Source organism: Caulobacter sp. S45, from assembly GCF_009765965.1.
Lineage (GTDB): Bacteria > Pseudomonadota > Alphaproteobacteria > Caulobacterales > Caulobacteraceae > CAHJWH01.
In genome coordinates this window covers 2,003,539-2,024,039 of the sequence record NZ_LMUL01000014.1, presented here as the reverse complement: position 1 = coordinate 2,024,039, position 20,501 = coordinate 2,003,539, and the positions used below count along the sequence as shown (strand labels likewise).

Annotated in this window: 19 protein-coding genes; all 19 read right to left on the bottom strand. The window is 68.7% G+C overall.

Going from position 1 to position 20,501, the window contains the following annotated elements; genetic code table 11:
• Positions 1-42 precede the first annotated feature (42 nt).
• Complete coding sequence (gene sdhA / locus GSQ87_RS16450) at positions 43-1,830, bottom strand: succinate dehydrogenase flavoprotein subunit (protein ID WP_158916412.1); 1,788 nt, start codon at positions 1,828-1,830, stop codon at positions 43-45.
• 2 nt (positions 1,831-1,832) lie between these two features.
• Positions 1,833-2,234 (bottom strand): succinate dehydrogenase, hydrophobic membrane anchor protein, encoded by a 402-nt coding sequence (sdhD, locus tag GSQ87_RS16445; protein ID WP_158916411.1) that lies wholly within the window; start codon positions 2,232-2,234, stop codon positions 1,833-1,835.
• Positions 2,235-2,238: 4 nt separating this feature from the next.
• Complete coding sequence (gene sdhC, locus GSQ87_RS16440; RefSeq protein WP_158916410.1) at positions 2,239-2,664, bottom strand: succinate dehydrogenase, cytochrome b556 subunit; 426 nt, start codon at positions 2,662-2,664, stop codon at positions 2,239-2,241.
• Positions 2,665-2,792: 128 nt separating this feature from the next.
• Entirely contained in the window at positions 2,793-3,221 is a 429-nt protein-coding gene (gene mmcB / locus GSQ87_RS16435; protein WP_158916409.1) for a DNA repair putative endonuclease MmcB, read from the bottom strand.
• A 67-nt stretch (positions 3,222-3,288) separates the two neighbouring features.
• Positions 3,289-3,789, bottom strand: coding sequence for a lipocalin family protein (locus GSQ87_RS16430; RefSeq protein ID WP_158916408.1), 501 nt, complete (start codon positions 3,787-3,789; stop codon positions 3,289-3,291).
• 159 nt (positions 3,790-3,948) lie between these two features.
• Positions 3,949-4,833 carry a dienelactone hydrolase family protein gene (locus GSQ87_RS16425; RefSeq protein WP_158916407.1) on the bottom strand — a complete coding sequence of 295 codons (885 nt, stop codon included), beginning with the start codon at positions 4,831-4,833 and terminating at the stop codon, positions 3,949-3,951.
• A gap of 99 nt (positions 4,834-4,932) precedes the next feature.
• Positions 4,933-6,006 carry an XdhC family protein gene (locus tag GSQ87_RS16420; RefSeq protein ID WP_158916406.1) on the bottom strand — a complete coding sequence of 358 codons (1,074 nt, stop codon included), beginning with the start codon at positions 6,004-6,006 and terminating at the stop codon, positions 4,933-4,935.
• Between the two features lie 42 nt (positions 6,007-6,048).
• Complete coding sequence (locus GSQ87_RS16415; protein WP_158916405.1) at positions 6,049-7,242, bottom strand: DUF4167 domain-containing protein; 1,194 nt, start codon at positions 7,240-7,242, stop codon at positions 6,049-6,051.
• A gap of 191 nt (positions 7,243-7,433) precedes the next feature.
• On the bottom strand, positions 7,434-8,312 hold the full coding sequence (prmC, locus tag GSQ87_RS16410) for a peptide chain release factor N(5)-glutamine methyltransferase (RefSeq protein ID WP_158916404.1): 879 nt from the start codon (positions 8,310-8,312) through the stop codon (positions 7,434-7,436).
• Positions 8,309-9,100 carry an MOSC domain-containing protein gene (locus tag GSQ87_RS16405; protein ID WP_158916403.1) on the bottom strand — a complete coding sequence of 264 codons (792 nt, stop codon included), beginning with the start codon at positions 9,098-9,100 and terminating at the stop codon, positions 8,309-8,311. The genes prmC and GSQ87_RS16405 overlap by 4 nt, the downstream gene beginning before the upstream one ends.
• 92 nt (positions 9,101-9,192) lie before the next feature.
• Positions 9,193-10,674, bottom strand: coding sequence for a chromosomal replication initiator protein DnaA (gene dnaA, locus GSQ87_RS16400; protein ID WP_158916402.1), 1,482 nt, complete (start codon positions 10,672-10,674; stop codon positions 9,193-9,195).
• 373 nt (positions 10,675-11,047) lie between these two features.
• Positions 11,048-11,317, bottom strand: a complete 270-nt coding sequence (gene rpsT / locus GSQ87_RS16395; RefSeq protein ID WP_158916401.1) for a 30S ribosomal protein S20 — start codon at positions 11,315-11,317, stop codon at positions 11,048-11,050.
• A gap of 99 nt (positions 11,318-11,416) precedes the next feature.
• Positions 11,417-12,523: a 2OG-Fe(II) oxygenase gene (locus GSQ87_RS16390; RefSeq protein WP_158916400.1), complete on the bottom strand. Its 1,107-nt coding sequence runs from the start codon at positions 12,521-12,523 to the stop codon at positions 11,417-11,419.
• Positions 12,524-12,576: 53 nt separating this feature from the next.
• Positions 12,577-14,190, bottom strand: a complete 1,614-nt coding sequence (locus GSQ87_RS16385) for an FMN-binding glutamate synthase family protein (RefSeq protein WP_158916399.1) — start codon at positions 14,188-14,190, stop codon at positions 12,577-12,579.
• A 71-nt stretch (positions 14,191-14,261) separates the two neighbouring features.
• Positions 14,262-14,879, bottom strand: a complete 618-nt coding sequence (locus GSQ87_RS16380) for a DNA-3-methyladenine glycosylase (RefSeq protein WP_254063031.1) — start codon at positions 14,877-14,879, stop codon at positions 14,262-14,264.
• Positions 14,880-14,907: 28 nt separating this feature from the next.
• The gene (locus tag GSQ87_RS16375; RefSeq protein ID WP_158916398.1) at positions 14,908-15,321 is read right to left on the bottom strand and encodes a hypothetical protein; all 414 of its coding nucleotides are present in this window, start codon (positions 15,319-15,321) and stop codon (positions 14,908-14,910) included.
• Positions 15,322-15,408: 87 nt separating this feature from the next.
• Complete coding sequence (gene trpS, locus GSQ87_RS16370) at positions 15,409-16,431, bottom strand: tryptophan--tRNA ligase (RefSeq protein ID WP_158916397.1); 1,023 nt, start codon at positions 16,429-16,431, stop codon at positions 15,409-15,411.
• A 160-nt stretch (positions 16,432-16,591) separates the two neighbouring features.
• Positions 16,592-18,208, bottom strand: coding sequence for a murein biosynthesis integral membrane protein MurJ (murJ, locus tag GSQ87_RS16365; RefSeq protein ID WP_158917802.1), 1,617 nt, complete (start codon positions 18,206-18,208; stop codon positions 16,592-16,594).
• A gap of 146 nt (positions 18,209-18,354) precedes the next feature.
• The coding region (gene glnD / locus GSQ87_RS16360; RefSeq protein WP_158916396.1) for a [protein-PII] uridylyltransferase at positions 18,355-20,501 on the bottom strand (2,147 nt) is incomplete at its 5' end.

Below are 20,501 nucleotides of genomic sequence, written 5' to 3'. Positions count from 1 at the left end.
GGCAAGGCCGCGCAGCGGTGCGGAAGGCGTAGGCATCGCGGCTCAGTACACCCGCTTCTTGGGGGGGATGTAGGCGATGTCGTTGGTCATCGTGTAGGTATGGACCGGGCGGTAGTCGATGTTGACCTTGCCCGAAGTCGGCTCGAGCCAGGCCAGGGTGTGCTTCATCCACTCGCCGTCGTTGCGATCGGGATAGTCGTCGCGGGCGTGGGCGCCGCGGCTTTCGGGACGGTTGACCGCCGAGTTCACCGTCACCGCCGCCTGGCCGATCAGGTTGTCGAACTCCAGCGTCTCCATCAGGTCGGTGTTCCAGATCATGCCGCGGTCGGTGACCTTGATGTCGGGTACCTTGTCGTAAACCGCGGCGATGCGCTTGACGCCCTGCTCCATGGTGTCCTGCACGCGGAAAACCGCCACATCCTCCTGCATCGCCTGTTGCATTTCGAGGCGGAGCTTGGCGGTTGGAGTAGAGCCCGAGGCGTTGCGGAAGCGGTCGAAGCGCGCCAGGTGCGGATCGGTCATTTCCTTGGGAATCTCGCGCTGGCTGGCGCCCGGCTTGATGATCTCGGCGGCGCGCAGGCCCGCCGCGCGGCCGAACACCACCAGGTCGGTCAGCGAGTTGGAGCCCAGCCGGTTGGCGCCGTGGATCGAGACGCAGGCGGCTTCGCCCACGGCCATCAGGCCTGGCACCACCTTGTCGTTGTTCTCGCCTTCCTTGGTCAGCACCTCGCCGTGATAGTTCGCCGGGATGCCGCCCATGTTGTAGTGCACCGTCGGCAGCACCGGAATCGGGTCCTTGGTCACGTCGACGCCGGCGAACACCCGCGCCGATTCCGAGATGCCCGGCAGGCGCTCGGCCAGGATCTTGGGATCCAGGTGGTCCAGGTGCAGGAAGATGTGGTCCTTGTTCGGACCGACGCCGCGGCCCTCCTTGATCTCCACGGTCATCGAACGGCTGACCACGTCGCGCGAAGCCAGGTCCTTGGCCGAGGGGGCGTAGCGCTCCATGAAGCGTTCGCCTTCGGAATTGGTCAGATAGCCGCCCTCGCCGCGAGCGCCCTCGGTGATCAGCACGCCGGCGCCGTAGATGCCGGTCGGGTGGAACTGGACGAACTCCATGTCCTGCAGCGGCAGGCCGGCGCGCAGGACCATGGCGTTGCCGTCGCCGGTGCAGGTGTGGGCGCTGGTGCAGGACAGGTAAGCCCGGCCGTAGCCGCCGGTGGCCAGGATCACCATCTGGGCGGAGAAGCGGTGGATGGTGCCGTCGTCCAGCTTCCAGGCGGTGAGGCCCCGGCACACGCCCTCGTCCATGATCAGGTCGAGCGCGAAATACTCCACGAAGAACTCCACCTGCCGACGGAGCGCCTGGCCGTAGAGGGTGTGTAGGATGGCGTGGCCGGTGCGGTCGGCGGCGGCGCAGGTGCGCTGGATCGGCCCTTCGCCGAAGTTCTTGGTCATGCCGCCGAAGGCGCGCTGGTAGATCTTGCCCTCGTCGGTGCGCGAGAAGGGCACGCCCCAGTGCTCCAGCTCGTAGACGGCGGCGGGCGCGTTGCGGGTCAGGTATTCGATGGCGTCCTGGTCGCCCAGCCAGTCCGACCCCTTGACGGTGTCGTACATGTGCCAGCGCCAGTCGTCGGCACCCATGTTGCCGAGCGAGGCGGAGATGCCGCCCTGGGCCGCGACCGTGTGCGAGCGGGTGGGGAACACCTTGGACACGCAGGCGGTCTTCAGCCCCGCCTGGGCGCATCCCAGCGCCGCGCGCAGGCCGGAGCCGCCCGCGCCCACAACCACGACGTCGTAGGTGTGGTCGACGAACTCGTAGGCCGCCATGTTCAGTGCGCTCCCGCGCCCAGGAGGGCGACTTTCAGGATGGAGAAGACGCCGAGGGCGCCGGCGAGCCAGCAGACGGCGGAGTTGAGCAGCAGGGCCGGAATCTTGCTGCGCGGCTGGTGGACGTAGTCCTCGATGATCACCTGCATGCCCATCTTCATGTGCAGTGCGGTCACCGCGATCAGCAGCACGGCGAGGACGGCGTTCACCGGGGACTGCAGGAAGGCTGTAGCCCCCGCATAGCCGGCATGGGAAATCTTCAGCGCGCCGTAGATCGCCCACAGCGACAGCGGGACCAGGGCGACCGAGGTGGCGCGCTCGCTGATGAAGCGGGCGACGCCGTCATGGGCGCTGCCCAGGCCGCGGGCGCGGGACAGGGGTGTGCGGTAGGAGGAGTCGCCCATCGGATCAGCCCTTGATCATGAAGGCGCCGATGAACACGGCTATGGCGGCGACGATGCCGAAGGCGAAGGACGCCCAGGCGGTGGCGTTGGCGGTGGCCGGCAGGAAGCCCTTGCCGGAGTCGAAGGCCAGGTGCCGCAGCCCCGCCGCCAGGTGGTAGAAGATCGAGACCGCCAGGCCGAACAGCACCAGCAGGCCGAGCGGCGAACCCATCACGGTCATGAAAGTCCCGTAGGCGCTCGGGCCGAGCGCCAGGGTCAGCGCGCCGCCGACTACGATCAGCAGGCCGACGTACAACGCCACGCCGGTCGCGCGGGTGGCGATGGAGGCGGCCATGGTCACGTGCCAACGCCAGATCTGCAGGTGGGGCGACATCGGCGCCGCCCGGCGAGCGCCTGTCGGCGCCTTCGCGTCGGCCTTGACCTGACTCATTCCCGTCCCTTCGCGTCTGCAACAACGGCTCGGGCTATTTAAACCGCCGTCAGGGGGTGTCAACGAAAGCGGCCCAATCGCGGCATTGCTGCAACACGTTCGCAACTGAACGGTCGGTCTGCCTGGTTTTATAGCGCCCGCAGCGCCGCCAGCCGGGCGAAGGCCAGGGTCAGCGCCTTGCGCCGCGCCGGCGCCAGCGTGCAGAGCGGCGCTTCGGCCAGCACCGCGCCGCCGAACCCATCCGCCACGATCAAGCCCAGCCCCTCGGGCAGGATCTCGCGCGGGAATTCCGGCGCCACCGCAAAATAGAAGGCGTCGCAATAAGGAGCGTATTCGGACCATTTGTGATCGGCCCGGTAGTCTTCCAGCGAGGACTTCACCTCGACGATGACCAGTTCGCCCTTGGGCCCGAGCGCCAGCACGTCCGCCCGCCGCCCATTGGGCAGCGGCGCCTCCAGCACCGGCGCATAGCCGAGCTGCACCAGCAACCGCGCCGTCCCGCGCGTGACCACGCCGGTGATTTCTGGACGGGGGGCGGGGAGGGTGGCGAGGCTCACCCGGCTAGAATGTTCGCCCTTCGTTCGGAGTCAAGCGGGACGGCGAAGCGCTGGGCCGCGTCCGTGCTCACGCGCCCTTGTCGTAGATCAGCTTGGAGGTGTCGTAACCCAGCGACTTGGCGCGGGCGACGAGCGCGCTCCTGTTGGCCTTCAGGTCCGGGGTCCGGCTGAACAGCCAGAGGTACTTGCCGGTCGGTTCGCCCAGCACCACCCAGCTATGGTCGGGCGCGTAGTCCAGCACCCAGTAGTCCTTGTGCACCACCAGGAAGAAGGTCAGGCGGAACTTGGCGTTCATGCCCGGGTCCATGATCTTCATGTTGGCGTGGAAGAGCCTGGGCCTGGCGTTCTCGGGCAGGCAGGCCTGGGTCACGGTATAACCGCCGTCCGCCGTGGGCGTGTAGGTGGCCTCGGCGTTGGTGCAGTCCTCTTCCAGCTTGTTGTGCAGGCGCGCCACCTCGTACCAGCGGCCGGCGTAGCGCTGCAGGTCGACGGGCTTCTGCGGCTCCGGCGCGGCGGCGCCGAGCAACAGACAGAGCGGGGCGAGGGCGAGCAGGCTCTTGAGGTGCATCAGATTGTTCGGCCGTTGTTGGTCTCGAAAACACCGATCTCTAAAGCGCGACGGCCGAACGGGTTTCCGTAATTCGGTCGCCAAGCCTCGGATATCGAAGCCTTTTGAACATGAGATCGTCTAGATGAACCGGGCCTGACGGGCGCCGTAGCGCGAATGTCAGGCGACCCCGTTGGCCCGGAAGAAGGCCAGCATCCGCCGCCAGCCGTCCTCGGCGTCCTTGGCGTTGAAGCTCTCGCGGTAGTCGGCGTGGAAGCCGTGGCCTGCGTCCGGGTAGACCACCAGCTCGTCATGCACGCCGGCCTTGGCCAGGGCGTCGCGCATGGCGGCGATATCAGGGGCGGTGATGCCCTTGTCCTGCCCGCCATAGAGGCCGAGCACCGGGCACTTCAGCTTGCCGGGCAGGTCGATCGGATAGTCCCGGCCGGCCTCGCCATGGCCTTCCGGCGGATGGGCCAGCGGGCCGTACCAGGCGACGGCGGCCTTCAACTCGGGGAAGCGCGAGGCGGACATCCAGGTGGTCCCGCCGCCCCAGCAGAAGCCGGTCACCGCCAGCTTGTGCGGATCGACGAAGGGCTGGGCCTGCAGCCATTTCAGGGTGGCGCCGACGTCGCCCATCACCTGCTCCAGGTGGGCGGTGGCGACGATCTTCATGATCGCGGGGAATTCGGTGATGGTCGGCAGCTTGTCGCCGTCCGGGGCGCGGAAGAAGAAGGCCGGGGCGATGGCGACATAGCCCAGCTTGGCCAGCCGGCGGCAGATGTCCTGGATGTAGGCGTGGACGCCGAACACCTCCGAGCAGACCAGCACCGCCGGATGGCGGCCGTGGCCCTTGGGGCGGGCGATGTAGGCGGGCAGCTGCTCGCCGCCTTCGGGGATGGCGATGGTGGCGGTGTCGAGGCCCTCGGCGTCGGTGACGATCGGGGCGGCCTCGGCGGCCAGGGCCGCGGCGGCGTAGCCGGCGAAGATCATGCCGCCCAGCATCCGGCGCGACAGGTGGAAGTCCTCGGGCTGGGGCCCATCGGCTCGGGTGAGGCTCAACATGACCGGCTCCTGTCGCAATCGGCGGGGAGATTGCCCGAGCTTTCGGGGCGCTGTCAAAGCCGGGGTTGTTTCAGCAGCGTCACGCGTGACGGGCGAGCCTCAGGCGGCGGCTTCGGCCTTTTCGGCGTCCAGGCGCACCCAGGTCGAGGGGCGGGTGGCGCAGGCCTGGCCGATCACTTCCGCCAGCACCGAGACCGCGACCTCGAACGGCGCCTTGCCGCCGAGGTTCAGGCCGATGGGCGCGTGCAGCCGCTCCAGCGCCGCATCGTCGGCGCCCAGGGCCTTCAGCCGGGCCAGACGTTCAGGCAGCCGCCGCCGCGCGCCCAGCACACCGACATAGGCGGCCGGGGACTTCAGCGCGGCGAGCAGGGCGGACTCGTCGGCCTCCAGGTCGTGGGTGGCCACCGCCACATAGGTCCAGGGATCGAGGCCGATGTCGCCCAGGGCCTCGGCCGCGTCGCGGCGGTCGTAGCGCAGGCCGGGCAGGGGCGGCGGTTCGGACGGACCCTTGGGCCGCACCAGCCAGGTCTCGAACTCGCTCTGGATCGCCAGGCTGGAGATGGCGATGGCGATGGGGTCGGAGCCGACGACGATCAGCCGGCGCCGGGGCAGCCGGCGCAAGCCGAGCGCCAGACCCTGGCCCACGACCGCACAGCCGACGTCGGGCCGGGCCATGGTGGCCAGCAGGGGTCCGAAGACCGGATCGTTGAGATTGGGGAGCGGGGCGTCGGCGGGTGCGCACAGCCGCCGGGTCCCGTCGCTAAGCCAGATCGCCTCGCGCCGAGCCTCGCCCAGAGCCAGCAGGTCGCGTACGGCGGCGTCGCCGGGCGGGATCGGTTCGAGCAGGATGTCGACGCGGCCGCCGCAGACCAGACGGATGTCGGGCGGACCGCCCTCGCCATAGATCAGACGTTTGGGGCTTCCCGTCGCCAGGCTGTCCATGGCGTGCATGCAGATGTCGGCCTCGATGCAGCCGCCGGAGAGGAAGCCGTGCGGCTCGCCCCCGTCGATCAGCATCTGGGACCCCACGGGCCGGGGCGATCCGCCGATCACCGCGTGGATAGTGGCCAGGGCCACGGCCCGCTTGGCGGCGAAGGCGGACGCGAGCGCAGGCCGCACATCGTCTGTCAGGCCGAACATCGGCCAGTCGGGCAGGCTCAGGATCTCCGACATGACGGTTCAATCGTCTCGTCGGAGATCAAGTTCCCCACAGGCCTAGGCCTCTTCGGCCGCCGGCGTGGCCGGGGCGCCGGTGTCGCCGGTTTCTTCCCCGCCTTCGAAGGTGCGGGGACGGCGGCGGCGGGTGCGAGGACGGCGGACTTCGCCATCTTCCGCGGCCGGCGCGCCTTGCAGGAAGGCCGGCGCTTCGCTCACGCCGCCGTCATGTGACCGCAGCATGGGGGACGCATCCGCTTCCGGCGCTTCGGGAGAAGGGAAGGACGAGGCTTCGGACGCGACGGCTACGACGGCCAAGGGGTCGCGAGCCTCGGCCGACGCATCGGCTTCGACACGGGGTTCGCGGGGCGCTCGCTCGCGGCGCGGACCTCGTTCGAAGCGCGGGGCGCCCTCGCGGGGAGCCTCGGCGCGGGTCTCGCCCCGGAGTTCGTTGTTGCGCGGCTCGCGGGGTTCGCGCGGCTCGTTGCGGGGCTCGCCGCGAGGTTCGCGCTGTTCACGCGGTTCGCTGCGAGTTTCATTGCGCGATTCGTTGCGGGTGTCGGACCGGCCTTCGTTCGCCCGCCCTTCGTTCGCCCGACCGTCATTGCGGTTGTCCGGGCGTTGTTCGTTGCGGCCGTCGCGGTTATTGTCGCGGTTGTCGTAGCGCTCGCCGCTTTCGCGACGCGTCTCGCGACCGTCGGACCCGTCGCGGCGTCCGTCCTGACCGTTGGGGCGGTTGTCGCGTTCGCCGTAGACGTTCTCGCGGCGGTTCTCGAAACGGTTGTCCCGCCGGCCATCCTGGTTGTTGGCCTGGCTGTAGGTTTGGCCGTTGGCGTCGCCGTTCATGGCCTCGCCTTCGCCCTGGGGCTGGCCTTCGCCGTTGTCTTCCATCCCCTCGAAGTCTTCCTCGAAGTCGATGTCGAGGCCGGAAGCGAACACGTCGCGGCCGAGGATTTCCGCCGGCGGCCGCTGGGGCTGGATCGTCCTCAGCACCCGGAAATAGTGGTCGGCGTGCTGGAGATAGTTCTCGGCAAGCACCCGGTCGCCGGACGCGAAGGCGTCACGGGCCAGTTGCTGGTATTTTTCGAACACGTGCTGGGCGTGGCCGCGAATCTTCACGTTGTCCGGGCCGTTGGAGTCGAAGGCGCGATTGACGTTCTGCTGCGGTTTCCCGCCGCCGCCGCCCCCGCTGGGACTTCCACCGCTGCCGCGATTGCGGCCGCGCTGGCGCTTCATGTTCTTGAAATCTCTCATCGTGTGCTTGACCGTATGCGTCGCGCGCGACGCCTGAGCGCTAAAAGGGACCGCCGGTTCTGAGCCGTGTTCCCGTCACCGAGGACGGAGGCGCGAACTGCGCTGGCGCGAACGAACGTCGCGTCTTCGGCCACGTTCACCGGGTTACGCCGGGATCGCTCCGACAAGTCTGAGCAGGAACGATTCGAGACTTAATGGCTCATTCCCGGATTTCCAAGGGCTTTCTTGCGGCCGATGACCACGCGGTCGCGGTCGGACAGGTCCTTGAGCACGCCCACGGCCTGGGCGCCGGCGGCGTGGAACAGCGGCGGGACGCTCTCGCCCTGGTCGAAACCGATCTCCACCAGCAAGAGGCCGCCGGGTTTCAGGACGCGCAGGATCTCCGGCGCGAGCAGGCGATAGGCGTCCAAACCGTCCTCGCCGCCGTCCAGGGCCAGGCGCGGCTCGTGGTCTCGCACCTCCGGGGCCAGGGTCTCTATGTCGCGGCTGGGGATGTAGGGCGGGTTGGCTGTGACCAGGTCGAAGCCTTCGTCCTGAAGGCCCGCAGTCCAGTCTCCGCGCAACAGCGCCACCCGGTTGTTCAGATCCAGGTTGGCCGCGTTCTCGCGGGCCACCGCCAGCGCCTCTTCGGAGACGTCCACGCCCAGCCCGCGCGCAGCGGGACGCTCGGCCAGGATCGCCAGCACGATGGCGCCCGAGCCGACGCCCAGGTCCAGCATGTCGAAGGCCTGGTGCTCCTCGAAGGCGCGCAGGGCGTGGTCGACCACCACCTCCGTTTCTGGCCGAGGCGTCAAAACATGGGAGTTCACGCCCAGCATGATCTTCCAGAAGCCCTTGCGGCCCAGGATGTGGCTGACCGGCTCCCGCCGCGCACGGCGTTCGACATAATCGTCAAGAGTTGCGGCCTGATCGGGCGTCAGGGGCCGGTAGGGATCGGTGAGCAGGTCGGCGCGGGTGGCGCTGGCCGCCGCCTCGACCAACAGGCGGGCGTCGATCACCGGGCTGTCGACGCCGGCGCTCTTCAGCCGGTCGCGGGTGGTGGTCCAGGCCTGGACGAGGGTCAGGGTCATGGGGACAGCTCTGCTGGGTGGGCTGGAACAAGGGTCGCGAGGTCGCCTTCGGCGAGTCCGCCGCCTGCGATGGGCTTCAGATATAGGCCGCACAGCCCATGGCCATAGTGGCTGCGCAAGGCTGGGACCAGATCGAGGTCGCGCTCGCCCGAGACGGGATCGACGTGGGTGGCGATGCAGCGGGGGATCGGCTTGACCACCTCCGCAACACTCTCGCCCAGGCGCAGGCGGGTTCCCGTCGGAAGATCGAGCTCCGCCCAAGCCGGCCAGCCTTCGACGTAGAGATTGGCGCGCATGCGCAACGGATCGACCCCTCGTTCGAGCTTGGCGGCGAGATCGCGAAGGCTCGCGAGATTGATCAGCGAGACCCAGCCCTCGCAATCATCGGTGAAGCGGTGGCGGGGACCCGCCTCGATCAGGTGCAGCGGGCCCATCTCCTCGTCTTCCCCGAGATAGGCGGCGAGCCAGTCGGCGAAGGCCTGGCGGCCGGCGTGGTCATGCAGGTCGAAGTGCTCGATCCATTCGCCTATCTTCAGCGAAAGCGTGCCCGAAGCCGGATCGAAGGCGGTGACGGCCCGCGCCAGTTTCGGATGGTTGGCGAGCACCGTGAAGCGCCATTTGGAGATGAAGGCCGGGGTGTCGGGATCGAAGCCGCTCGGGCCGCGCTCGACGGCGTATAGGCGGTCGCAAGGGAAGTTCCCGCCGGCCTCCAACATGACCGCGCCGACCCGCTCGGGCGTGAAGCCCTTGACCGGATAGCGATAAAGGCTCCCGACGCGTCCTTCCATAGCGCCGACCTAGCCCATGAGCGGCGGCCAAGGAAGCCGGACGCCGGAAAGCTTCAGGCCACAGAGGTCGGGGCCAGGAAGGCCGCAGCCTGTCAGTCGCGCAGCTTGCGGGCGATCGCTTCCAGGTCGGAGGCGAGCACCAGGTCGTCCACCTTCAGCACTTCGATCCGCTTCACCGCATGCAGCACGGTGGTGTGGTCGCGCCCGCCGAAGCGGCGGCCGATGTCGGGGTAGGAGCGGGTGGTGAGCTGCTTGGCCAGGTACATGGCGGCGTGGCGGGGCCGCGCCACCGCGCGGGTGCGCTTCTCGCACAGCAGGTCCGCCTGCTTCAGCCCGTAGTGCTCCGCCACCGCCTTCTGGATGTCGTCCACGGTGATCCGCTTCTCCACCGTGCGCAGATGCGGGCGCACGATGGTCTGGACCTCTTCCAGCGAGAGCTTGGCGAGACGGTCGCCGGCGCGGGCGACCAGGGTGTTGAGACCTCCCTCGAGTTCGCGCACGCTGTCGGCGAAGCGGTCGGCCAGGAACTGCATCACCTCGGGACGGGCCTTGCCCTCGATCTGCAGGTCGCGCGACAGGGTGGCGAGCTTGCGCTCCAGGATGCCGAGCCGCAGGCTCCGGTCCGCCGGTTCGATCCCGCAGACCAGGCCCGCGCCCAAGTGCGACCGCAGGCGGGCGTCCACCTCGCTCAGCGCATGGGCGGGCCGGTCGGAGGCGAACACCACGCGGCGGCCTTCCGCCATCAGGGCGGTCAGGGTGTGGAACAGCTCCTCTTCCGAAGACTTCTTGCCGCCGATGAAGTGGACGTCGTCCACCAGCAGCAGGTCGGCGGTGCGCAGCTCGTTCTTGAACCCGGGCGCGGCGCGATCCATCAGCGCCTTGACGAAGGTGGAGGTGAACCGTTCGGCGGTCAGGTAGACGATCTTCTTGTCCGGCCGCACGCGGGAGGCTTCCCAGGCGATGGCGTTCAGCAGGTGGGTCTTCCCGAAGCCGTAGGGGCCGTGGAAGTAGACCGGGTTGAAGCAGCCGCCGTCGGCCCAGGAGGCCACGCGGCGCGCGACGCTGAGGGCGAACTCGTTGGACGGGCCGGCCACGAAGCTGTCGAAGGTGAAGCGGTCGGCGATCCCCGCTGGCCGCGGATTTTCGATCCCCGGGGCGGTCTCCGGAGCGGCGGCGGGCGCTTCCGCGACCCGCGGCGCGCTCGACGGTGCTGCGGGAGGCGCGGCGTTGGCCGATGCGACATGGGCGGCGGCCATGGCGGGGACGGCGTCGCCCTCGAACTCCAGCCGCGATTTCAGGTCGAGCACCCGGCGCTCCGGGTCCGCCTGGGTCCAGATCTCGCCCAAACGCCGCCAGGCGTTGCGGCGAATCCAGTCGCGCGCCAATCCGGTCGGGGTCACCACCACCAGGGCGCCGCTGCGCGCCTTGCGCAGCTTCGCCGGCGCGATCCACGAGCCGAAGGTGTCCTCGCCCAACTCGCCCCGCAACACATTGCAGGCGAGCGACCAAGTCACCGCGGCGCCCGCGCCGCCGTCCAAATCCGACGCCAAAGTCTTCGTCACGTCCGTCGCCATGTCCTTGACCAACCCCAAAGACTTGGTTGCGTGCTCAACTCAAGCGTGCGCTCAAGCTGTTGCAGCCCCCTTCGCCCAGCAGACACAGTCCCTCTATCAGCGATCGCCCCCGCGCCGCTGTCGCCTTTTGGAGATGAAAGATGAACTGTCCTGAGAGGGTCAGAGTAGCCCCGGCAGGGGGGGGGTCAACGGGGATTCTCGGGTGATTCGGCGGATAAAATGTTTGACTCCTGACAAGCCCCTAAAGTGGCTTGGGAATCTTTTTAAGAATGGGGGAGGTGTGCAAATCGTCGCGGCGGAAATGTTCCGAACACAAAGAAAAGGCCGCAGGTGCTTTTGCACCTACGGCCTTGTTTTCACATAATTTCTTTAATTAGGCTGCGGAAAGCTTCTTCAGCTGGGCAGCCAGACGCGACACCTTGCGCGAGCCTGTGTTCTTATGAACCACGCCCTTGGAGACGGCGCGCATAAGTTCCGACTGCGCCTCAATGAAGGCGGACTTCGCGGCGCCGGCGTCGCCGGCCTGGACCGCCTCGTCGAAGCGCCGCAGGAAGGTGCGCACGCGCGACCGGCGAGCCCGGTTGACGGCGGTACGACGTTCGATCTTGCGGACCGCTTTCTTGGCGCCCGGCGTATTGGCCATGATTAATTCAACCTGAGATGTGGTGCTCCGCCACAAGCGGCGGATGAATCGGGAGGGGCGCATATACTGAAGTCGGCCCGTGCCGTCAATCTTGCAGTCCTAAAGCGCCTCCGATTGCGGGGCGACTTCACCGACCCGATCCAGATAGGCGCGCCGCACGCGGACCCCGTCCTGGTCGTATAGGAAGGGAACCAGCGCATATCTGACCCCGGTGGTCACGGGCAAGGCCTCGTGCAATAGGCCGCACCCGAACACCACCGCCGCGCCCGTGGGCGGCTTGTAGAGGCGGCGCCCGAATTCGGGGAAGCGCAGCTCACCGCCCGTATAATCCTCGGCGTTCAGGTTCAGGGTGACGGCGAAGCGCCGGTGCGCGGTGCCGGGGGTGGCGTCGTCGCGGTGGGCGCTGAAGAAGCCCTGGTCGGCGGCGTCGTAGCAGGTGATCAGGTCGCGCTCCATCTCCCGCCCCCGCCATCCCCAGGCCCGCACCAGCATGGGCAGCAGGCGGTCTCGCAGGCGGTCGCGGGCGGCTTGGCGCAGAGCGGGATCGGCGATGGTCACGTCGCGTCGCCGCTTGAAGCGGGGGTCGGCGAGATTGACCGTGCGCCCCTCCGACTCGATCGCGAACCCGGACTCTTCGCTCCGGGAGCGCCGGTAATGGGCGATCAGCTCGGCGCAGAACGCCGGCTCGAACACACGGGGGATTTCCAGCACCGGCGCGAAGCCGGCCTCTGCGCCAACGCCGTCCGTCGCCAAGGCCGCTTCCAGCTGGTCGAGCACCACGCCCGTCGCCTCGATCGGCTCGGCCGCGATCACCCGCAACATCCGGTCCAGCAGGAAGACGGCGGGCTGTAGGCTATCGCCGCGCACCAGGCCGTAGAGCCCCGCCACCTTCAGGTCGTAGTCGTCGAAATATCTCAGGCCGGGCGAAAGGTTGCGCAGGCCCCGCTGGGCCCGGTCGGCCCGGTCGGCGGTGACGCCGAAGAACAGGGCCTCGCGGTCGTCGAACAGGCCGCGCCGCGCCAGCACCTGGGCGTGGGCCGTGGCGCAGGCTTCCAGGCCCAGGCTGCCGAAGACCATCAGCACCACATACCGGCCCGCCACCACGTCCAGGCTGTAGGCGGCGATGCCGTCGGTGGGCGCGCTGAACAGGGGCGCGGGCTCGCCGAATTCCGGGGCGCGGGGTAGATGGGGATCGGAGTCGCTCACGGCCGCAGGCTCCGCCCTCATGGTGAACGAAGCCCTAACCGGGCCAAGGCGCCTTACTCGGCCAGGGCTTCGAACCGGTCGGTGGCGGCGAGCTTCCAATTCTGGGCGTAGAAGGCGTGGTTGCAGTCCCCGCTCAGCAGCTCTCCTTTTTTCAGGAAGGTGTGAATCTCGGAGAACTGCTTGATCTCCGTGGCGCTGATCCGGCGCGACAGATGGTGGGCCCCAAGTTCGGACGGATGCTGCAGGCCGGCGGCGGCCAGGATGTCCGCCAGCGCTTGAACGGTCTTGTCATGGAAGTTGCGCACCCGCTCGGCCTTGTCGGTGACCACCAGGGCGCCCTGGCGCAACTTGTCCTGGGTGGCGACGCCAGTGGGGCAGTGGTTGGTGTTGCAGCTCAGCGATTGCACGCAGCCCAGCGCGAACATGTAACCGCGCGCTGCGTTGGCCCAGTCCGCGCCGATGGCGAGCACGCTGGCGATGTCGAAGGCGTTGGCAATCTTGCCCGCCGCCCCGATCCGGATCTGGTCGCGAAGGCCCGCGCCGACCAAGGTGTTGTGCACGAACAGCAGGCCCTCGCGCATGGGGGCGCCGATATGGTCGGTGAACTCCTGCGGAGCGGCGCCCGTGCCACCCTCGGTGCCGTCCACCACGATGAAGTCGGGGCGCACGCCGCTCTGCAGCATGGCCTTGACCATGCCCATGAACTCCCACGGGTGGCCGATGCAGAGCTTGAATCCGACCGGCTTGCCGCCCGAGCCCTCGCGCAGGCGGGCGATGAAGTCCATCAGCTCCAGGGGCGTGGAGAACTCGCTGTGGCGAGCAGGCGAGACGCAGTCCACGCCCTCGGGTACGCCCCGGGTCTCGGCGATCTCGCGCGTCACCTTGGGGCCGGGCAGCACGCCGCCGTGCCCGGGCTTGGCGCCCTGGCTGAGCTTGATCTCGATCATCTTGATCTGCTCGGCCTGGGCCTGTTCGGCGAACCGGACCGGATCGAACTTCCCGTCCTTGGTGCGACAGCCGAAATAGCCGCTGGCCACCTCCCAGACGATGTCGCCGCCGTTCTCGCGGTGATAGGAGCTGATCGAGCCCTCGCCGGTGTCATGGGAGAAGCCGCCCATGGCCGCGCCCTTGTTCAGCGCCCGGATGGCGTTGGCCGACAGCGAGCCGAAGCTCATGGCCGAGATGTTGAAGATCGAGGCGGAATAGGGCTTGGCGCACAGATCGCCGCCGATCTTGATCCGGAAGCTCTTGGGGTCTCCGGGTGTCGCCGGGCGGTTGGAGTGGCCGATGAACTCGTAGCCGTTGGCGTAGGGCTCGAGCAGGGTGCCGAACGGATGTTCGCCCATCTCGCCCTTGGCGCGCTTGTAGATCAGCGAACGCTGATCGCGGGTGAAGGGCGCGGCCTCCTCGTCGCCCTCGATCAGGTACTGGCGGATTTCCGGGCGGACGAACTCCACCATCCAGCGGATGTGGCCGATGATGGGATAGTTGCGCTGGATGGAATGGCGGGTCTGGGCCATGTCGCACACGCCCAGCAGGAATAGAGCGGCTGCGATCCCCGCGATCGGCCAGGCCCAGTCCCAGGCCAGGGTCGCGGCCGCGGCTCCGGCGGCGAGCATCGCGATCACGCACAGGGCGAAGACGGTATAGCGGCTGAGCAGGGTCATTCGCGGGTCCGAAGTCTTGCTGGCGATCTCTCATCGCCATCCGGCGCGACCTTAGCCTCCGCCGATGACGATCAGGAAGCCGTCGCGTCCGATTGCGGTTCCGATATCGTCGCGCCGGCCGGAAAAGGCCGGCTCAGGTACGGCGAGCCGGCCAGTCCGAACCGCCAGGGCAGCTCGACCGCCTTGGTGAGGCCGATCCTCGGACCGGCGATGACTCGCTGAGGCTGGCCGGCGCCGAGCGCGAACGGCGGGGCGTCCAGCGGCAGGCCGTTGTGTTCGTGGGTGACGCCGAGGGCCTGGCATAGCTTGCCGGGTCCCGAACACAGGCTGCGCAACGGCTCCAAGCCGCGGCGGGCGCGCATCTGTGCGAGGCCTGTCTCGGGCTCCAGGGCGCGGATCAGCACGGCGCTGCCGGGCTCCTCGCCCGCGACGATGTTGAGGCACCAGTGGATACCGTAGGAGCGGTAGACATAGGCGTAGCCGACCGGGCCGAACATCACCGCGTTGCGCGCGGTCGGGCCGGGATAGGCGTGGGAGGCCGGCTCCAAGTGGTGATAGGCCTCGGTCTCCACGATGACGCCGCCCACGCCCTCCAACGTCAGGTGCGCGCCGATCAGGTCTCGCGCCACCGTCGTCACCGGCCGGGCGAGGAAGGCGTGGTCCAGCGCCAGGCCGGCGAACGTGTCCAAGGACTTCAGAGGGGGCTGCAGCGGGGGCTCAGAGGATCCAGGCGCGCGGGCGGCCGTAAGGCTGGTCCTGCAGCGCGGCGATCAGGCCGACGACGCAGCGCACCGCGTACCAGACCGCGATCACGACCTGGATGCAGTGGGCGATGAAGATGATGCCGAAGCCGATCACCACCACGGTCAGCAGCAGCCCACCCCACCAAAGCACTGCGGAGACGACAAGCCAGATCAGCGCGATCCAGAAGGTGCGGATCTGGAAGACGTAGTGGCTGAGCGCGCGCTGGCCGGCGCTTCCCTTCAACACATAGGCCATGATCACGCCGATCATCGCCGTCAGTCCGCCGGTGATGAAGCCGAGCAGGTACAGGACATAGACGACGACGCTCATCGTCTTGTCCTCGGGGCCGACCAGGGCCGCCGATGGATTGTAGATCGGATCACTCATCGCATTTCGCCCCGCCTAGTGTGGTCAGGGTCCCATGACGACGGGCGGCGATCCAGGCCTTTGTTGTGAATTAATGGAAAGGCGAGATCACCGTCCCGGCCAGAAGCCGACGATGCGCTTCACCTCCGCCAGGGTGGGCTCGGCGGCGGCGTTAGCGCGCTCGGCGCCCGCGGCCAGGATGCGGTCGATCTCGGCCGGATCGGCCAGGTAGCGGCGCATGGCGTCGCCCACGGGGGTCATGGCGGCCACCGTCACCTCGGCCAGCGCGGGCTTGAAGGCGCCGAAACCCTGGCCGCCAAACCGTTCCAGCACCTGGGCCTTGGTCTCGCCCGTCAGCGCCGCATAGATGCCGACCAGGTTGTCGGCCTCGGGCCGATCGGTCAGGCCTTCGATGGTTTCGGGCAAGGGCTCGGGATCGGTCTTGGCGCGCTTGATCTTCTGCAGGATCTCGTCGGCGGTGTCGGTCAGGTTGATGCGGCTCTGATCGCTGGGGTCCGACTTGCTCATCTTGGCCGAGCCGTCGCGCAGCGACATCACGCGCGCGCCCGGCCCCTGGATCAGCGGTTCCGGGATCGGGAAGAAGTCCGGTGCGTCGAAGTCGGTGTTGAACTTGCCGGCGATGTCGCGGGTGAGTTCCAGGTGCTGCTTCTGGTCCTCGCCCACAGGCACGTGGGTGGCCTTGTAGACCAGGATGTCGGCGGCCTGCAGCACGGGGTAGGTGTACAGCCCGACCGATGAGCGCTCCTTATGCTTGCCGGACTTCTCCTTGAACTGGGTCATGCGGTCGAGCCAGCCCAGCCGGGCCGTGCAGTTGAAAATCCAGGCCAGTTCGGCGTGCGCGCGGACCGCCGACTGGGGGAAGATGGCGGCGCGCTTGGGGTCGAGGCCGGCGGCCAGATAGGCGGCGGCGATCTCGCGGGTCTGATCGGCCAGCTTGGCCGGCTCCTGCCACACGGTGATGGCGTGCAGGTCGGCCACGAACAGGTAGCAGTCGTAGGTCTCCTGCAAGGCGGTGAACTTCTTCAGCGCCCCCAGGTAGTTGCCGAGGTGAAGCGCGCCGGACGGCTGCACGCCGGAAAGCACGCGCTGGGAATGGGTCGGTTCGGTCATGAGCTTCGCTTAATTCCTTCCCCCTCGAAGGGGGAAGGGCAGGGTTGGGGGTGTGGCCACGAGTCTTGGGAGTAGGCGATGGCGGCGCCCCCCGCGTGAATGCCGGAAACAGGGCGGCCACACCCGCACCCCTGCCCCTCTCCCTTCGAGGGAGAGGGGTTCATGGCGTGGCCTTCTTCGGCGAACGCTTCAGCGCGGCCTTGATGTCGGCCGGCGTCACCGCCTTCAGTGCGAACAGCAGGGCGAGATAGATCCCGGCGCCCACGATCACGGTGACGCCGACCGCGATCTCCTTGCGCAGCAGCAAATGCTCGTAGTGGGGACGCAGCCACGAGGCCGTCGCCATCACCGCGCCCATGATCAGGCTGGCGGCGATCAGCTTGCGCAGGCGCACGATGGCCTCCCAGCTGGGCGTGTAGTGGTCCTGGGTCTGGAGCAGCATGGCCATCATGATCACGTTCAGCCAGGCCGCCGTCGCCGTGGCCGCCGCGATGCCTGGAAAACCGATGAAGTGGAACAGGGTCAGGCCGAGCAGGATATTCACCACCACCGAGATCATGGCGAACTTCATCGGCGTCTTGGTGTCGCCGCGCGCGAAGAAGGCGCGGCTGAACAGCTGCTGCAGCACGAAGGCCGGGGTTCCGATCCCGTACCAGAACAGGGCGTGGGCGGTGTTGTGGGCGTCGAACACCTTGAATTCGCCGCGGGTGAACAGCCCGTCGATCAGGAAGAAGGGCATGGCCGTCAGCGCCGCCGCCGCCGGCAGGGTCAGGGCCAGGGAGAAGCCCACCGCCTCGTCCATGGCGGCTTGGCCGCCAGCGTGGTCCTTGGCCTGGACGGCCTGGGACAGGCGCGGGAGCAGGGCTACGCCCATGGCTACGCCCACCAGGCCCAGGGGGAGCTGGTACAGCCGATCCGCCACCGCCAGCCAGGAGCGGGCCCCGTTCACCTGGCTGACCAGGATGCCGGAGATGAAGATGTTGATCTGGGTGGCGCTGGCGGCCGCAGCCCCGGGGATGGCCTTGGCGATCAGGGCCTTCACGTCCGGCGTCAGTCGCGGCAGGTTCCAATGCACCGCCGCCCCGGATTTCCTGACGCCCCAGGTCAGCAACCCGACCTGGGCCAAGCCTGCGCCCAGGACGCCCCACGAGGCGGCGACGGCGGCGCCTCGAGCGGTGTGCTGGGGCAGCACGGCGATCAGCATGCCGAGGTTCAGCAGGCTGGGGGCCAGGGCGTAGACCACGAACCGCCCCCGCGCGTTCAGCACGCCCGACAGGTGGGCGTAGATGGCCATGCAGGGCAGGTAGGGCATGGCGATCTGGGTCAGCAGCACCGCCAGCTTGAACTTGGCAGGATCGTGCGCGTAGCCTGGATTGATCAGGTACATCAGCCACGGCATGGTCAGCTGGGCGACGATGGTGATGGCGATGGTGGCGGCGGCGAGCACGGCCATGGCGTCGCCTGCCAGCACGTCGGCCACCTCTTCCCCATCCTTGGCCAGGGCCTTGGAATAGGCCGGCACGAAGGCGGCGGCGAAGGCCCCCTCGGCGAAGATGCGGCGGAACAGATTGGGGAAGGCCAGGGCGGTGTTATAGGCGTCGGCCGCGAAGCCGACGCTGGCGCCCATGGTGTAGCTGATCGCCAGGTCGCGCAGGAAGCCCAGCATGCGGCTGACCAGGGTCAGGCTCGACACGATCATGGACGAGCGGATCAGGCTGGGCCGGGGCGACGCGGCCTGCGCCTGGGTCTGAAGCGGCGGTCGGCTGGGATCGGCCATGGCTTCGGACAGCGGGTCGTCGGCGGCGGGCGCATCCAGGCCCGGAGCGTCAGGCAGGGGGATCGGCTTGGGTCCAGTCACCTCGCGGCCCTATCGGGGTGCGGCGCGGGGGTCAACCGTTCCCGGCCATCGCTCCCGGGTGTTCGTCAGACTAGGGCGCGGGCGCCAATGCGGGCGCGGGCCTTCTCGACCTCGGGCTCCACTGCGAGCAGCACGGCCTTCAACTCCTGCTTCAGGGCGGCGATGGCGTAGGGCTCGGTCAGTTTCCGCCCTTCCGCATCGGTGACGTAGAAGGCGTCCACCGCCCGCTCGCCGAAGCTTTCGATGTGGGCGGACTGCACGGACAGGCCGGCGTCGGCCAGGGTGCGCGACACCGCCTGGAGCAGGCCGGGCCGATCGCGGCCGGACACTTCGACCACGGTGGCCATGTCCGACGCCTCGTTGTCCACCGCCACCGCCGGAGCCACGGAAAAGGCGCTGGCGCGTCCGAGATCGAGGCGGCGGGGCTCGTCCGCCGGAGATTGGCCGCATCCGGCGGTTTCCAGCGCCGCCAGCAGCCGGTCCAGGCTGCGGGGATCGGCCTCGCCGAACGGTGCGCCCGAGCGATCCTGGACATGGAAGATATCCAGCGCGCCCCCGGACGCGGAGGTGAACACCCGCGCGCCCACCACATTGGCGCCGAGCGAGGCCATGGCCGCGGTCAGGTCGGCGAACAGGCCGCGCCGGTCCGGGGCGGCGACCGAGATCTCCACCGCGTTCCAGTCCGCCATCAGCCGGGCGGAGGCCGCCGCGCCCTCCTGCACCGCGCGCTGGACCAGGGACAGGTGCTCGAGCTGGGCCTTGGCGGCGAAGGCGACGAAGTAGGCGTCCTCCATCGACTGGGCCCAGCTCCGGGCCGCGCCGCCGTTTTCTGCGGCGTTTTCCAAGCGCGTGCGCGCGGCCTCGGCCAGGATCTGCTGGATGTCGTCCACCGCCTCGAACGCCAGGTCGGACGGCCGTCCGCCGCGGAACACCGCCTCGGTGGAGGTGTAGAGCTGGCGCAGCAGCTGGCCCTTCCAGCCGTTCCAGACGCCGGGCCCGACCGCGCGGATATCGGCGGCGGTGAGCACGGCCAGGCAGCGCAGCCGGTCGGGGTCCTGCACGATGCGGGCGAAGGCGGCGATGGTGCGCGGATCGCCCAGGTCGCGCTTCTGGGCGTAGTCGGACATCACCAGGTGGTGCTGGACTAGCCAGGCGGCGAACTCCACCCGCTCCGACGACAGGCCCAGCCGCTCGCAGGCCAGGCGCGCGTTGCGGGCGCCGGCCAGTTCCTGGCCGCCCGGCGCGCCGCCCTTGCCGGTGTCGTGCAGCAGCATGGCCAGGAACAGCGCCTCGCGGTCGGCGATCAGCGGCAGGATGCTCACCGCCAGCGGATGGTCCTCGCCCAGCCGACCGCCGGCGATGTCGGCGATGTAGCCCACCGCGCGCAGGGTGTGCTCGTCGGTGGTGTAGGCGTGGTACATGTTGAACTGCATCTGGCCGACGATGCGGCCGAACTCCGGCAGATAGCGGCCGAGCACCCCGCTCTCGTTCATCAGCGTCAGGGTGCGCAGGGTCTCGGTCCCGAACGCCAGCACGTCCAGGAAGGCCCGCGCCGCATCGGGATCGCGTCTCAGCTTGGCCCCGATCAGGTGCAGCGAGCGGTTCACCGCCGCGAAGGCGTCGGGATGCAGGTCGAGGTCGTGGACATCGGCGACGCGGAAGATGCGCAGCAGGTTCACGGGATCGCGCTCGAAGGTCTCCGGCCCCTCGACGCAGAGTCGCCCGTCGCTTTCATGGAAGCCGGGCTCCAGCTCGCGGCGAGGCGGGCTGCGGCGCGGGAACAGGCGTGACAGGCCCTGCGGCCGCTTGGCGTGATCGGCTTCCAGCTTGGCGCAGAAGGTGCGGGTCAGCACGCCCACCTCGCGGGCGATCAGGAAGTAGCGGCGCATGAAGCGCTCCACCACCACCGCGTCGCCGGTCTCGTCGCCATAGCCCATGCGCCGCGCCACCTCGGGCTGCAGGTCGAAGGTCAGCCGCTCCTCGGCCCGGCCGGTGATGAAGTGCATGTGCGCACGCACCGCCCACAGGAAGTCGAAGGCGCGCAGGAAGGCCTTCACCTCGCGCCGGTTGAAGTCCTTCAGCCGCATCAGCTCGCGCGGCTCGTCCACCGGGTGCAGGTACTGGGCGATCCAGAACAGGGTGTTGAGGTCGCGAAGGCCGCCCTTGCCCTCCTTGACGTTGGGCTCGACCATGTAACGCGAGGCGCCGGCCT